Origin of the sequence: Halalkalicoccus jeotgali B3, from assembly GCF_000196895.1 — an archaeon.
Classification (GTDB): domain Archaea; phylum Halobacteriota; class Halobacteria; order Halobacteriales; family Halalkalicoccaceae; genus Halalkalicoccus; species Halalkalicoccus jeotgali.
The window spans coordinates 2088756-2103459 of record NC_014297.1; the positions used below are offsets into that span (position 1 = coordinate 2088756).

A 14704-nucleotide genomic window follows, 5' to 3' on the forward strand; every position below is an offset into this window, starting at 1 on the left:
TATAATCAGACTTATTTGTCACCGAATAGTAGACTGTTTTGCACACCTAGATCCCATGTTTACTATGTCGGTTCTGTATTGACTGGCCGTACCATGGAGGGTGACAACGAGGACGTTCAACTCGAGGCACGGCTCGCCGAACAGGACACGTTTGAGCCGCCGGAGTCGTTCACCGAGCAGGCGAACGTCTCCGATCCGGAGATCTACGAGGAGTTCGAAGGGAACTGGCCCGAGTGTTGGGAGCAGGCGGCCGATCTGCTCGATTGGGACGAATCGTACGACCAGGTACTGAACGAAGACAACGCGCCCTTTTACGAGTGGTTCTGTGAGGGCAAACTCAACGCCTCGTACAACTGTATCGACCGCCATATCGAGGATGGCCGTGGCGAGGAGGTCGCCATCGAGTGGGTCGGTGAACCCGTCGACGAGACGCGGACCTACACCTATCAGGACCTCTACGAGGAGGTAAACCAGACCGCCGCAGCGTTCCGTGAGATGGGCGTCGGCGAGGACGACGTCGTGACGATGTACCTCCCGATGATCCCCGAGCTCGCGATCGCGATGCTCGCGTGTGCGCGCATCGGTGCCCCCCACTCGGTGGTGTTCGCGGGCTTTTCCGCGGACGCGCTCGCGACCCGGATGAAGTCGGCCGATTCGGAGTACCTCGTCACCTGTGACGGCTACTACCGCCGGGGCGACCCGCTCGACCACCTCGACAAAGCAAACGAGGGGCTCGCGGACGTCGATCACGACACCACGACGGTCGTGGTCGACCGTCTCGGCGAGGAGGGGTTCGATCACGATCTGGGCGAGGACCAGGTCGACTACGCCGACCTGATCGCCGACCACGAGGGCGCGGAGATCGAACCCGTTGTCCGGGACGCCGAGGACATGCTGTTTCTCATGTACACCTCCGGCACTACCGGCCAACCCAAGGGGGTCAAACACACCACCGGCGGTTATCTGGCCTACGCCGCCTGGACGACCCATGCGGTGCTCGACGTCAAGCCCGAGGACACCTACTGGTGTTCGGCGGACATCGGCTGGATCACCGGCCACTCCTACATCGTCTACGGGCCCCTCGCCCTCGGCACGACCAGCGTGATGTACGAGGGCACGCCCGATTATCCCGAGAAGGACCGGATGTGGGAGATCGTCGAGGACTACGACGTGAATCAGCTCTACACCGCTCCCACGGCGATTCGCGCGTTCATGAAGTGGGGCCAGCAGTACCCCGATGAGCACGACCTCTCCAGTCTGCGCCTGCTCGGCACCGTCGGCGAGCCAATCAACCCCCGCGCCTGGAAGTGGTACTACAAACACATCGGCGGCGAGGAATGTCCGGTGGTCGATACGTGGTGGCAGACCGAGACCGGCGGCATGATGATCACCACCCTCCCGGGTATCGGAACGATGAAACCCGGCTCGGCGGGTCCGCCCCTGCCGGGGATCGACGCCCGGATCGTCGACACCAACGGCGAGCGGATCCAGGCGGGACAGGCGGGCTATCTCACCGTGGACAAGCCCTGGCCCGGTATGCTGCGGACGCTCTATAAGAACGACGACCGGTTCATCAGCGAGTACTGGCAGGAGTACTCCGACCCCGACAGCAACGAGTGGGTTTACTTCCCCGAGGACGGCGCGAAGATCGACGACGACGACTACATCACGGTGCTGGGGCGGGTCGACGACGTGATCAACGTCTCGGGCCACCGGTTGGGGACGATGGAGATCGAGAGCGCCATCGTCGGCGTCTCCGGCGTCGCCGAGGCCGCCGTTGTCGGCGGCGACCACGAGATGAAAGGCGAGGCGGTCTACGCCTACGTCATCACCGAGGACGGCTACGAGGGCGACGAAGACCTACGCGAGGAGATCGTTGCGGGCGTCGAGGACGCCATCGGTCCGATCGCCCGGCCCGAGGCGGTCGTGTTCACCGACGAGTTGCCGAAGACCCGTTCGGGCAAGATCATGCGCCGTCTGCTCGAGGACATCGCCAACGAGGAGGAACTGGGCGACACCTCGACGCTTCGCAACCCCGACGTCGTAAGCGAGATCCAGCAGAAGGTACAGAGCGACTGAGCCAGCGGCGCTTTTTCCCGATTTCGACTTCGATCGGCCGGGGAACATGCGCCGACGAAAACAACACAATTAACGATACACGAAACATGGCGAACGAACCACACACGGCCGACGAGATACGAACCGACGGCGGGTTATCCGACGTCGAGCGAGAAGAACAGATCGACTACATGGACGTCGAGATCAACTTGCTGAAACCGGCGACGCCGTTCATGCGCGATCACCTGCGGGTGATCTGGATCGGCTTTGCGATCTGGGCGCTGACGACGTTCGCGCCGATCACGATGACGCGTCTCGCACCCGACGTGATGACGTCCCAGATCCCGATGATCGGGTTCCCCTTGCACTACTTCCTGCTCGCGATCGTCGGGCCGGGGGCGGCGCTGGTCCTCTCGGTCTGGTACGCGCGCAAACGGGATCAGATCGACGAGAAATACGGTATCGAACAGAGCGTCGTCGACCCGGAAACGACCGATAGCGTTTCGGACGACGCGGCGGCAACTGACGGGGGTATCAGCGAATGATCGATAGCGTCCCGCTGCTTGCGGATTCCGCGATCGGCGCGATGGGCGATATGGTGCTTCAGACCGACGAGGGGCTGCTCCCGGAGGGGCTCAACGTCTCGTTCAAGCTCGTCCCGTCGATCATCGTCATCGGCATGATGCTCCTGTTCATCGTCGCCGGCTTCATGTTCAAGGTCGCTGACACCGACGACATGTGGGTCGCCGGCCGCTCGATCGGGAACATCGAGAACGGGATGGCCATCGGGGCCAACTGGATGTCGGCGGCGACATACCTCGGCGTGGCCGCCACCGTCGCCATCTCCGGCGTCTACGGGCTGGCGTACGTCATCGGCTGGACGACGGGGTATTTCATCCTGCTGATCTTCATGGCCGCCCAGATGCGCCGCTTCGGGAAGTACACTGCGCCCGATTTCGTCGGCGACCGCTTCAACTCCGACACCGCCCGCGCGCTGGCGGCGATCACTACGTTCCTGATCGGGTTCGTCTACGCGCTCGGACAGGCCCGCGGGATGGGGCTGGTCGGGATGTACATCCTCGGCGACTGGTCGGCAGTCACCGGCGGCGCGCTGACCGCCTACCAGACGATGATGGTGGTCTTCATGGTCATCACCGTCGGCTACCTCTCGCTGTCGGGGATGCTTGGCGCGACCAAGAACATGGTCCTGCAGTACGTCATCCTCATCAGCGCGTTCCTGATCGGGCTGGTCGTCACCGGCTGGTCGGCGGGATACACGACGATTCTCCCCCAGCTCGAGTACGGGATGATGATCGAAAGTCTCGGTACGGAGTTCTCGGCACCGTTCGCCGGCGGGAGCTACTACCTGTGGATCGCGACGTGTTTCAGCCTGGTCTTCGGGACGTGCGGACTACCCCACGTGCTGGTGCGGTTCTACACGGTCAAAAACGAGCGTGTGGCCCGCTGGTCGTGCACTTGGGGGCTCTTTTTCATCTCGCTGCTGTACCTGAGCGCGCCCGCCTTCGCTGCGATCGGCACCGCGCTCTACGGTGACCAGATCGGCGCCGTCTACGGCGATCCGGGCATGACCAGCGCCGCCGGCGACGTGCTGGTCGTGCTGGCCGCACAGCTCGCCGAGCTACCGGCGTGGTTCGTCGGCTTCGTCGCGGCGGGCGGCATCGCCGCGGCGGTCGCGACGACGGCCGGGCTGTTCATCGCCGCCTCGTCGGCGATCTCTCACGACATCTACGCGACCATCATCAACGAGGACGCGACCCAGCGCCAGCAGGTCCTCGTCGGCCGCCTGAGCATCATCCTGATCGGGGCGCTCACGATCGTCTTCGCGCTGGACCCCCAACAGCCGATCGCGGCCCTGGTCGGGTTCGCGTTCTCGCTCGCGGCCATCGTGCTGTTTCCGATGTTCTTCCTCGGTCTCTGGTGGGAGAACACGAACCGGCCGGGCGCCCTTGCGGGCATGACGACCGGTATCATCGTCTGGTTCATCCCCATGCTCAACGAGGGGAACTTCGGTCTCATCGAGGGCGGACTCGGTATCGAAGCCATCGCGACGTGGATGCCGGCTATCGGGTCGGCACTCGTCGGGACGCCGATCGTGTTCGCGGTGACGATCGCCGTCTCGCTCGTGACCAGCGAACCGCCGCTGCGGACCAAACAGATGGTCCGACAGTGTCACAGCCCCGACCCGATGCCAAAGGACATGACCGCGGCGGACGTCGTCGCCGAGAAGAACGGCAACCGGCCCGAGACGCCGGCGGACGACTGACATCATGTACGAACGCATACTCGTTCCGACCGACGGAAGCAAGGTCGCGCAAGCGGCGGTCGATCAGGCGATCGACATCGCCGAGAAGTACGGCGCCGAAGTCCACGCCCTGTTCGTCGCGGACGTCGACGCTGTCGCCTATGGGCTGGGGACCGAACAGGTCGATCGCATCAAACAGGGTAATTTCCAGGGGATGACCGATCTCCGCGAGGATGCCCAGGAGGCGACCGACTACGTCACAGAACGGGCCGAAGCCGCCGACCTGACCGCCGTCGAGCGCCACGCGGGCGGGCGACCCCACGACGTGATCGCTGACTACACGGCGGACAACGACATCGACCTCATCGTAATGGGCAGTCACGGCCGGTCGGGGATCCGCCGTGCACTGCTCGGGAGCGTCACCGAACGCACGCTGCGTTCGACGCACGTCCCCGTCCTCGTCGTCGACTACGTCGAAGACTAATACGACGTCGAACCGATTCACAATCACCGATCCGACCGACCACGATCCCATGACCTTTACAGACCGACTCCGCGAGCACGTCACCGAGAACCGGACCGGAATGCTCCATGACCTCATGTTCGCCGTCGTCTGGGTCGGACTCGTCTCGTTTCTGTTCGAGGTCGTCTTCGCCGGCGCGCCCTCCTGGGCCTACTACCTGTTCATGCTCGCGGGGATTCCGGCGTACTTCGGCTTCTTCCTCTCGCTCGCAGTGGCGCGCGAACAGTCGTAAAACCCGCTCAGTCGCCCTCGTCGGCCCGCGCGGCGACGTAGCGCCGTCGCAAACGAAAGCAGAGGGCACTGGCGACGGCGAACGCGATCGGAAACGTCAGGTGGGACGGCGGCCCCGAAAGCGCCGGTCGTAGGCTCATGCCGGCCATCACGGCGAACAGCAGCGCCAGGAGACCGGTGATCGGAACCACGACCCCCTCGGGAAACGCACCGCCCTCCGCTCGACGCGATCCGTCGTTCATGAGTGGCGTTCGAACGGGAACCGATTAAACGTCCGGTCCCCGACGGGGCGTCCGGTCGAATCGAAACCCCCTACCTGTCGGCGGGCCGAGCGAGGACATGAACGACGGACCCGAACTCGCCGTGGTACGACTGGGACATCGACCGGGTCGGGACGAACGCATGACGAGCCACGTCGGACTCACGGCACGGGCACTCGGAGCCGACCGGGTGATCCTCCCCGACAACGCCGGCCAGTCAAAAGCGACGGTCAAGGACATTACTGAACGCTTCGGCGGCCCCTTCTCCGTCGAACTCTCCGACTCACAGAAAGCACTTATCCGCGAGTGGGAGGGGCGGGTCGTCCACCTGACGATGTACGGCGAACGGGTTCAGGACGTCGAGGAGGGGATCCGAGAGACACACCGCGAAGAGCCCCTTCTAGTGGTCGTCGGCGGCGAGAAGGTCCCGTTCGGGATCTACGAACACGCCGACTGGAACGTCGGTGTCACTAACCAGCCCCACTCGGAGGTCGCCGGGCTGGCGGTGTTTCTCGATCGACTGTTCTGCGGCCGGGAACTCGAACGGGAGTGGGAGGACGCCGACCAGCGGGTGATTCCCACGGAGACGGGCAAGAAAGTCGAACCTACCGATTCGGAGTGAAAAGCGAGAAGGGGCGGGCGAGCCGTCGGGCGGTGGAACGAACCGGTCCCGGCTGAGCCCTGTCGAGCTCGTAGCGTTCGCGCTCTTCGAGAACCGCGTCGGCGTCTTCGAGCATTGTGAGTGCTTCGCGGACCTCCGCTTCGGAGAGGTCGGTGCGGGTGACGAGCTCCGAGGCCGACAGCGAGGCCGGCGAGTCATCGAGCGCCCGCTGGACCTTCCCGGCGCGATACATCACGCGGCCGGCCTCGCCGGCACCCATCTCGTCGAACCCGCTCGGGTCCGGTTCGGTGGGTTCGATCCCGTGGGCGGCCTTGTGAAACGTATCGAGGGCGAGCCACGCGAGGAGAAGGGTCATCGCACCCATGAAATACGACGATTCGGTGACCGTAAGCCACAGCCCGACGAGCGCTCCGAGCGCGAAGACGGTTGCACTCGCCCCGAGACTGGGGCCACCGGAGACCGCGTCGAGTGCGTTGATGACGGCAGTTAGACCGAATGCGATACCGGCGGCGACGACGATCGACCATGAGGCGTCGGTAAACACCATGACCATACCGAGGACGACGACGGTTCCAAGGATCACCGTCGGGTCCACCTCCTCACGGAGCGCGGCGAGGAACTCGCCCATAGGCCGTTGTTCTCCGACAACAGACATAGCGATTTCGGCCCTCGGGGTCGCTCAAAAGACTTAACCGGGAAACGGCGCAATGGGTGGCTAATGGCTTTTGAGGATCTACTCGAGGACCCCGTCATCCAGAAGTATTTGCACGAGCTGGTAGGGCCGAAGGGGATGCCGGTCGCCGCAGCACCGCCCGACGGGGAGGTCACCGACGAGGAACTCGCCGAGACGCTCGATCTGGAGCTCAACGACGTACGCCGGGCGCTCTTTATCCTCTACGAGAACGATCTGGCGAGTTATCGCCGGCTCCGGGACGAGGACTCGGGGTGGTTAACGTACCTCTGGACGTTCGAGTACGAGAACATCCCCGAGAACCTCGCCGAGGAGATGGAACGGCTGCTCGACGCGCTGGAAAACCGCGAGGAGTACGAACGGAACCACGAGTTCTACCTCTGTGAGGTCTGTTCGATCCGCTTCGAGTTCGGCGAGGCGATGGACTTCGGGTTCGAGTGTCCCGAGTGTGGCTCGCCCCTCGAATCGATGGACAACGCACGGCTCGTCGAGGCGATGGAGCGCCGGATCGAGGAGCTCCAGGGCGAACTCAACGTCGACGGCATCGAGGCCTGATGGTCGTCCTCGCAACCAAGGTGACGGTTCACGGCCGGGCCCGCGAACAGGCGCTCGACGGTCTTCGCTCGCTCGTCGGGAACGCCATCGGCGATCTCGACGTCACCTACGAGGTCGGCGTGCGCCACGACGACTTCCCGACGGTGAGCGTCGACGGGGAAGACGCGACCGTCGCGCGCAACGCGCTCCGTGAGGAGTGGGGCGAGATTACCGACGAGTTCCGCGAGGGCGAGACCTACGTCGGCACCCTGCAGTCGTGGGACGACGAGGGGTTCGTACTCGACGCCGGCCGCCCGGTCCGGATCCCGACGGACGAGTTAGGACTCGGACAGGGGCGGCCCGCCCAGCTCGTCGAACGGTTCGGACTGGTCCAGCACCTGCCAATGGAGTTCGTCTACGGCGGCGAGGACGACCCCTCGCGACTCGCCGACACGGAGCGCGACCGGCTCTACGAGTGGACTCGGGGCACCGGTCGGGTCAACGTCAACAACGCCACCCGCGGGGAGGTCCGGGCGACGGTCAACCGCGCGGGCCACGCGAAGGACATCGTCACCGTCGAGCGACTGGGCCTCTTAGAACAGAGCGTCGTCTGCCGGGAGGGGACCGACCCGCCCGGCCTGCTCTCAGCGATCGGCCCGCACCTCACCTCCGAACTGCGGTGTGTCATCACGACATGAACCGTCGCCTGCTCGCGTTCGTCTCGCTCGTCGCGCTCGTCACGCTAGCAGGGTGTGCGGGCTTCGGATCGACGACGAGCGAGGAGGGACTCAACGAGGAGGCGAGTTACGACTGGGACACCGACGCCGACGCCACCATCAACGTCTCCGGCGGCGAGTACCAGGCGGTCTACACGGTCGAGAACCGCTCGTCGATCCGTCTCTACGAATCGACGCGCTACGGCGACGACAACCCGATCGACGTGCGGGCGGTGCAGTTCCGCTATCCCGACGGCACGGTCGTCGGCACCGAGGAGATCGATGTCCAGGAGACCCGTTCGGGGGTCACCATCGAACTGCCGGCCGAGAACGGCCAACTCGCCTTTACCTCCGAAACCCAATCGAACAACTTCGCCACCGAGACGTTCGTCGAGGGTTCCTACGAGGTGATCCTCCCGCCGGGCTACCGGATCGACAACTTCGTGCTCGCGAACGTCCGGCCGGGGGGCTACGAGAGCGAGACCGTCGACGACCGGGTCCACATCCGCTGGGACGAGATGAACGCCAGCGTCATCTCGGTGCGGTACTACCTCGAACGCGACGTCTACCTGTTCGGCGGTCTCATCGTCGTCGCCTCCATCGGGGCGATCATCGCCGGGGCGTACGTCTACCGCCAGATGCAAGAACTCAGACGAAAGCGCGAGGAGGCGGGGCTGGACGTCGATATCGAGGAGGACGACCGAAAACCACCGCCGGGAATGCAGTAAGTTTTAGCGCGCGATCGCCAACGGGGGGTATGCACGTCGCGCTGGTGTCGGTCGGCGACGAGATCCTCGCCGGCGATACGGTCAACACGAACGCCGCATGGCTCGGACAGCGACTCGCCGCGCGGGGCGTCGACGTCGAGCGCGTGACCGTGATCCCCGATCGTATCGAGGAGATCGCCAGCGTCGTCTCCGAGTACCGAAGCGAGTACGACGCCGTGATCGTCACGGGCGGACTGGGACCGACCCACGACGACCTGACGATGGAGGGGGTCGCCGCGGCGCTCGACCGAGGGATCGAGCGAAACGAGGAAGCGCTGTCGTGGCTCACCGAGGAGGGGGGCTACGCCCGGGAAGACCTCACGGCCGGAACCGCCGACCTCCCCGCGGGGGCACGCCCGCTACACAACGAGGCCGGCGTCGCTCCCGGGGCGGCCATCGAGGGCGTCTACGTCCTGCCGGGGGTACCCGCCGAGATGAAGGCGATGTTCGAGACGGTCGAGACGGAGTTCGAGGGCGAACCCCGATATACGAGCGTCGTCTACACCACCGAACCCGAGAGCGCGCTCGTCCCGCGTTTGGAGGCGGTCCGTGACCGGTTCGACGTGTCCGTCGGGAGCTATCCCGGCGACGGCGTCAGACTGAAGCTCACCGGTGCGGACGAGGCGGTCGTCGAGTCGGCGGCCGACTGGCTGCGCGAACGCGTCGAACTGGACGAATAGTTGGGCGTGGCCCCGACGGGATCGAACCACGTCAGAGGCAATGCGTTGTGTCGATCCAGTTCGGGACCCGCGATGGGCGTAGGACCGGCGCGGGTATATATGTAATGGTCGTGATGGTCTACCGATAGAGGTAGACAAGCCAGGCGATCGTCAAGACGACGCTGACGACGAGCACCGAGGTGCCGAGGATCTCGATCGGGTACGTGCCGTGCTGTTCCAGCGGGAGCGGGTACATGACTCACCCTGTGTGGCGCTGTTTTATAAGTATTGACGACTCGCGTTCCGACCGCGAGGCCTTTCCTGACGGGGCGGGAACTGGCGGTATGCGACGTATCGGTTTCGTCTGTAACCCGATCGCCGGAATGGGTGGGCGGGTCGGCCTGAAGGGGACCGACGGGAAACTCGCGGAAGCGCGCGAGCGGGGTGCCGAGCCGCGCGCACCCGAGCGGGCATTCGCCGCGCTTGAGGCACTCTACGAGCGCCTGCCCGACGCCGAGGTCCTGACGGCCGGCGATCCGATGGGCGAGAGCGAGGCCCGGGCAGCCGGGTTCGACCCGGCGATCGTCCACGAGCCGGGCGAGGAGACGACCGCCGCCGATACCCGCGAGGCGGTCCGACGATTTCTGGATCGGGACGTCGACCTGGTCCTGTTCGTCGGCGGGGACGGAACCGCGACGGACGTCGCCGAGACGGTGACCGAGGCGGGAAGCGAGACGCCGATTCTGGGTGTGCCGGCGGGCGTGAAGGTCTACTCGTCGGTGTTCGGGGTCACGCCGCGGGACGCGGGCCGGATCGCCGCCGCGTTCGACGCGACCGAGTCCCGGGAGGTCAGCGACATCGACGAGGAGGCCTACCGGGAGGGAGAGGTCCGGGCGACCCTCCGGGCGGTGGTGAACGTCCCGGTCGCCGAGGAGCTACAGTCCTCGAAACAGCTCGGCGGCGGGAGCGTCGAGGGTCTCGTCCGGGGGTTCGTCGCAGGGGTCGACCCCGAGACGACGTACGTCTTCGCGCCCGGCGGGACCGTCGGCGCGATCGAGGCGGCGCTCGGGTTCGAGGGATCGCCGCTCGGTGTCGACGTCTGGCGGGACGGGGAGCTTCTGGTCCGCGACGGCGGCGAGTCGGAGGTCCTCGGGGCGCTTTCCGAGCGAAACGTCATCGTCGTCTCGCCGATCGGGGGACAAGGGTTCGTCTTCGGACGCGGCAACCAGCAGCTCTCGCCGGCCGTGATCCGACGCTGCGAGATCGAGATCGTCGCTTCCCGATCGAAGCTCGACGAGATCGGCGTACTCCGGGTCGATACTGGTGATCCCGACCTCGACGAAGAGCTTCGGGGCTGGACCCGGGTCCGGGTCGGCCGCGTCGAACGCCGGATGTTACAGGTCGTCTGACCCGCGCTATCTATAATGAGACATATAATGGAAGCGTAGTGAATATTAATACCCTCCAAGGCATACCCCCGGCATGGATACGCGAAAGGTCCAGCGACTCGGCCCCTCGACGCTGGCGATGACGCTACCCGCGGACTGGGCGAAAGAACACGGCGTCGAGAAGGGTGACGAGGTGACGTTGCGGCGGGGCAGCAAGGGCGCGCTGACGGTGATGCCCGAGTCCGCCGACCGTGAGGAAAGCGAGGCGATCATCCACGCCGACGAACTCGACGCCCGCGCCGTCGAGCGGGCGATCATCGCCCAGTACGTGCTCGGCCGACGGATCATCCACGTCCAACAAGAGGAGGGCGCGCTCTCGTCGGATCACATCAACGCCATTTATCAGGCCGAAACCCAGCTCATGGGGCTCGGCGTCATCGAGGAGACACCCGAGAGCATCGCGATCCGGTGCTCGGTCGATCCCGAAGACTTCACCCTCGACAACCTGCTCAAGCGCCTCGAGAATACCGGCAGCACGATGCGCGGGGAAGCCGTCAAGGCGCTCGCGATGGGCAATCCCGATCTGGCCCAGCGGGCCTTGAACCGGGAGCGACAGGCAAACAAGATCTTCGTCCTGTTGCTCAGGCTGATCTTCACCGCCTACCAAAACCCCACGCTCGCGCGGGCGGTCGGGCTCGACGACGGCTTTGCGCTGATCGGCTATCGCTCGATCGCGAAGAACCTCGAACTCACCGCCGACAACGCAGAGGACATCGCCGAGATCGTCCTCGAATCCGAGGACCACTCGCTGGCCGTCGACAGCGCGACGATGCGCCGGATCCGCGAATTTACCGACCGCGTCGACGAGGTTACCGTTCTCGCGGTCGAGGCCGCCGTCGAGCGCGATTACGATCTCACCATCGAGGTTCGCGAACTGTTCAAGGAGATCTCGGACCGCGAGGACGAGATCCTCGACGACTTATCCGAGATGAGCAACGAGGACCTGCTTCAGGTCCGAGAGGTGCTCGTGAGCCTCCAGCAGACCGCCCAGTACGCGATGCGAAACGCCGAGATCGCGGCGAACCTCGCACTCAACGAGGAGAGCGAACACGTGACCATCCACTAGAACGCCCTCGCGCGGTCGGCAAACCGCACTCGCCTTTTCGTGTCCGGCCAGGTAGCCGAGTCGCGATGCGCAACCGCGCCACTTCCGGGTGGATCGACTTTTCGCCGCCCCGCACGAGCGGGCGGCGGCCACCGGGCCGCTCGTAGGTCGTGCTATCGTTTCCCTTCCTCACCACAGGGCCTCACAGACTAATTCTCACGTACCGGTCGCATCTGATACGCAACGAAAAACCAAGGAGATAGATAGAGAGGTTGTATGCACCGCCGACCTCTACCTTCCTATCTCGAAGGGATACATCAGTTCAGTAGCCACCACCATCCTCAAAACACCGGCCGCATGTGCGGACGGTTATTGTATCAAGTTTCGGCTCAGCCCTGGATGAACATATCCATTGGCTCTATCGGGGAACAGACGACGAGAATCCAGTGTAGGAATCGATACCCACTTGCAGTCAGTCTTCCCACAATAATCAGCCAAGTTTCCTACAGTGTTTACTAATAGAAATATCATAGCCCGGATCCAGTAGAATAACCAGCGTTGCTTCAGCATCATCCCCATACCGATCTTCGCTGCAGGCTAATTCGAATTCAGTTCTGCTGGTGGAGAATTCAACGTCGCTATTCGCGTCCGGTTCGATAGTAGCTCGCACACTATAGACACCTTCTTCTACGATTTCAGCCTCAGTGATTTGACGTTCCGCTTTCACACTATATGTTTCTGCGAAAACAATCTCACCGCTATTTTGATCAGAAATCTCAATAGAAACCTGATAGCGCATTTCGCTAGCGTTATCTAATACAATATCTACAGAACCCTCATACTTTGTGAGACTGACACAGCCGCATACTACTGAGAGAGTGCTGAGACACCCATAGAGATATTCTCTACGTTTCAAATTAAACATACGATAGTTATACAATTAAGATACAAAATTCTTTTCGCCTATTGTCAACACGTCCAATAACCCCCCTATTGAATCCGTCCAACCACCGGAAACTGATAGCGGTAAGACAGACGAATGTTTCTGCGGTAACTAAGCACGAACTACCTAACAGGTGATTCAGTCCAAATCAGACGAAATTCACAGCCACGAGAACCGTTCTATGACACCCTTCCTTCTGTACCATTCAAGAACCCACGGTGCGGACGCACGCCATGGAGTTCGAGTACCCCTGGGAGTTCGCCGGCCGGCGCTCTGCGGTCATGGCCCCGAACGGGATGGTCGCGACGAGCCACCCGCTTGCGGCCCGTACCGGCACGAGAGTCCTCGAAGAGGGCGGGACGGCCGCCGACGCCGCGGTCGCGACCGCCGCGGTGTTGAACGTCGTCGAACCGCACATGACCGGGATCGGCGGCGACGCCTTCGCGCTGACCCAGTTCAACGGCGAGTACCGCGCACTCAACGCGAGCGGCCGGACACCCGCCGAAGCCGATCTCGAGAGCTATCGCGAGCGAACCGACGTCGAGGAGGACGGCGAGCCAGTCATGCCGGCCGAGGGTGGTCTACCCGTGACGGTACCGGGCGCGCTCGACGGCTGGGTGACGTTGCTCGACGCCCACGGGACCTTCGACCTCGCGGACCTCCTAGAACCGGCGATCGAGTACGCCGAAGACGGCGTTCCCGTCAGCGAGTACGTCGCTCGCCAGTGGACGACCGCCCAAGAACGGATCGCCGGGGTCGAGGAGAGCGCGCGGACGTTCCTCCCCGACGACCGAGCGCCCGAACCCGGCGAGCGCTTCTCGAACCCCGCGTTCGCCGAGTCGCTCGAATGGATCGCCCGCGATGGCCCCGAGGCGCTCTACGGCGGCGGCCTCGGCGAGCGGGTCGTCGAAGTGGTGCAGGACCACGGCGGCACCCTCACCCTCTCCGATATGGAGGCCCACGAGAGTACTTGGGAGGAACCGATCAGCACCGAGTACGGGGGTATCGAGGTGCTCGAACATCCGCCCAATGGGCAGGGGATCGTCGCGCTGGAGGCGCTGAACCTCGCCGCGGAACTCGGGATCGAAGGTGACCCGACCGACGAACAGCGTCTGCACCGACTGATCGAGGCGACCAAACTCGCCTTCGCGGACGGCTATGCCCACGTGAGTGACCCGGAACACGTCGACGTTCCCACCGAAACGATGCGCTCGAAGGACTACGCCCGCGAGCGCGTAAACGAGATCGGAACCGGAGCACGGACGTACGACGCGAAGGCGGGCGAGCACGCGAACACGGTCTACCTCTCGATCGTCGACCCGCAGGGCAACGCCGTCTCGTTTATCAATAGCATCTACATGAGCTTCGGCAGCGGGCTCACGGCGGGTGGTTTCGCCCTCCAGAATCGGGGCCATTCGTTCAGTCTCGACCCCGATCATCCCAACCGACTGGTGCCCGGAAAGCGTCCCTTCCACACGATCATCCCCGCGATGCTCCGCGAGGACGGCGAGTTTCGCGCCTCGTGGGGCGTCATGGGCGGGTCGATGCAGCCACAGGGTCATCTCCAGGTCGCCGCCAACATGGCAGCGGGGCTGAACCCACAGGCCGCCCTCGACGCGCCACGGTTCCGGTGGCTCGACGGGACCCGCGTTGCGCTCGAAACCTCGCGAATGCCCGACGAGGTGGTCGAGGGGCTCCGCGAGCGTGGTCACGAGGTGGTCGAGGAAGCGGCGTTCTTCGACGAGGGCGGCCACTGGGGCGGCGGCCAGATCGTCTATCGCGACGACGACGGAACCCTGATCGGCGGCTCGGACCCCCGAAAGGACGGGCAGGCCGTCGGCTTCTAACGAAAGCCCTCGGCGCTCGTTGGCACTCGCGCCTCGCCCTTTTCATGTCGCTACAAGAGACCGCGACGCGGTCTCTTGGCGTCACGAAAATCTTCGA

At 64.1% G+C, this 14704-nt stretch carries 16 protein-coding genes; 13 read left to right on the forward strand and 3 right to left on the reverse strand.

The features are described 5' to 3' along the window. The first annotated feature begins 93 nt into the window (after positions 1 to 93). The 5 genes from acs to HACJB3_RS10945 all read left to right on the forward strand — a co-directional run bounded on the left by acs (position 94) and on the right by HACJB3_RS10945 (position 5076). On the forward strand, positions 94 to 2079 hold the full coding sequence (acs, locus tag HACJB3_RS10925; protein WP_013199499.1) for an acetate--CoA ligase: 1986 nt from the start codon (positions 94 to 96) through the stop codon (positions 2077 to 2079). A gap of 86 nt (positions 2080 to 2165) precedes the next feature. Further along, the gene (locus HACJB3_RS10930; protein ID WP_008416794.1) at positions 2166 to 2603 is read left to right on the forward strand and encodes a DUF4212 domain-containing protein; all 438 of its coding nucleotides are present in this window, start codon (positions 2166 to 2168) and stop codon (positions 2601 to 2603) included. Then, positions 2600 to 4342, forward strand: a complete 1743-nt coding sequence (locus HACJB3_RS10935; RefSeq protein ID WP_008416793.1) for a sodium:solute symporter family transporter — start codon at positions 2600 to 2602, stop codon at positions 4340 to 4342. Before HACJB3_RS10930 ends, HACJB3_RS10935 begins: the two co-directional genes overlap by 4 nt. A gap of 4 nt (positions 4343 to 4346) precedes the next feature. Continuing rightward, the gene (locus tag HACJB3_RS10940) at positions 4347 to 4805 is read left to right on the forward strand and encodes a universal stress protein (RefSeq protein WP_008416792.1); all 459 of its coding nucleotides are present in this window, start codon (positions 4347 to 4349) and stop codon (positions 4803 to 4805) included. Positions 4806 to 4854: 49 nt separating this feature from the next. Next, a complete protein-coding gene (locus HACJB3_RS10945) occupies positions 4855 to 5076 on the forward strand; it encodes a hypothetical protein (RefSeq protein WP_008416791.1) in 222 nt (73 codons plus the stop codon). A 7-nt stretch (positions 5077 to 5083) separates the two neighbouring features. Here HACJB3_RS10945 and HACJB3_RS10950 read toward each other — a convergent pair whose 3' ends face one another. Next, a complete protein-coding gene (locus HACJB3_RS10950) occupies positions 5084 to 5317 on the reverse strand; it encodes a hypothetical protein (protein WP_008416789.1) in 234 nt (77 codons plus the stop codon). Between the two features lie 97 nt (positions 5318 to 5414). On the opposite strand from HACJB3_RS10950, the gene HACJB3_RS10955 reads away from it, so the two are divergent. Continuing rightward, entirely contained in the window at positions 5415 to 5957 is a 543-nt protein-coding gene (locus tag HACJB3_RS10955) for a tRNA (cytidine(56)-2'-O)-methyltransferase (RefSeq protein ID WP_008416787.1), read from the forward strand. On the opposite strand, the gene HACJB3_RS10960 is transcribed toward HACJB3_RS10955, so the two are convergent. After that, the gene (locus tag HACJB3_RS10960) at positions 5941 to 6585 is read right to left on the reverse strand and encodes a hypothetical protein (protein WP_008416785.1); all 645 of its coding nucleotides are present in this window, start codon (positions 6583 to 6585) and stop codon (positions 5941 to 5943) included. The genes HACJB3_RS10955 and HACJB3_RS10960 overlap by 17 nt on opposite strands. A 90-nt stretch (positions 6586 to 6675) precedes the next feature. On the opposite strand from HACJB3_RS10960, the gene HACJB3_RS10965 reads away from it, so the two are divergent. The 6 genes from HACJB3_RS10965 to HACJB3_RS10990 all read left to right on the forward strand — a co-directional run bounded on the left by HACJB3_RS10965 (position 6676) and on the right by HACJB3_RS10990 (position 11838). Beyond that, on the forward strand, positions 6676 to 7203 hold the full coding sequence (locus HACJB3_RS10965) for a transcription factor (protein ID WP_008416783.1): 528 nt from the start codon (positions 6676 to 6678) through the stop codon (positions 7201 to 7203). Continuing rightward, a complete protein-coding gene (locus HACJB3_RS10970) occupies positions 7203 to 7880 on the forward strand; it encodes a DUF2110 family protein (protein ID WP_008416781.1) in 678 nt (225 codons plus the stop codon). Before HACJB3_RS10965 ends, HACJB3_RS10970 begins: the two co-directional genes overlap by 1 nt. Then, positions 7877 to 8626: a DUF5803 family protein gene (locus HACJB3_RS10975; RefSeq protein WP_008416779.1), complete on the forward strand. Its 750-nt coding sequence runs from the start codon at positions 7877 to 7879 to the stop codon at positions 8624 to 8626. Before HACJB3_RS10970 ends, HACJB3_RS10975 begins: the two co-directional genes overlap by 4 nt. Positions 8627 to 8655: 29 nt before the next feature. Continuing rightward, the gene (locus HACJB3_RS10980; RefSeq protein WP_008416778.1) at positions 8656 to 9345 is read left to right on the forward strand and encodes a competence/damage-inducible protein A; all 690 of its coding nucleotides are present in this window, start codon (positions 8656 to 8658) and stop codon (positions 9343 to 9345) included. A 323-nt stretch (positions 9346 to 9668) separates the two neighbouring features. Further along, entirely contained in the window at positions 9669 to 10733 is a 1065-nt protein-coding gene (locus tag HACJB3_RS10985) for an ATP-NAD kinase family protein (RefSeq protein ID WP_008416774.1), read from the forward strand. A 73-nt stretch (positions 10734 to 10806) separates the two neighbouring features. Further along, positions 10807 to 11838 (forward strand): phosphate signaling complex PhoU family protein, encoded by a 1032-nt coding sequence (locus HACJB3_RS10990; RefSeq protein WP_008416773.1) that lies wholly within the window; start codon positions 10807 to 10809, stop codon positions 11836 to 11838. 469 nt (positions 11839 to 12307) lie between these two features. Here HACJB3_RS10990 and HACJB3_RS19640 read toward each other — a convergent pair whose 3' ends face one another. After that, entirely contained in the window at positions 12308 to 12742 is a 435-nt protein-coding gene (locus HACJB3_RS19640) for a hypothetical protein (protein ID WP_148258248.1), read from the reverse strand. Between the two features lie 251 nt (positions 12743 to 12993). On the opposite strand from HACJB3_RS19640, the gene ggt reads away from it, so the two are divergent. After that, on the forward strand, positions 12994 to 14607 hold the full coding sequence (gene ggt / locus HACJB3_RS10995; RefSeq protein WP_008416771.1) for a gamma-glutamyltransferase: 1614 nt from the start codon (positions 12994 to 12996) through the stop codon (positions 14605 to 14607). Positions 14608 to 14704: the final 97 nt, after the last annotated feature.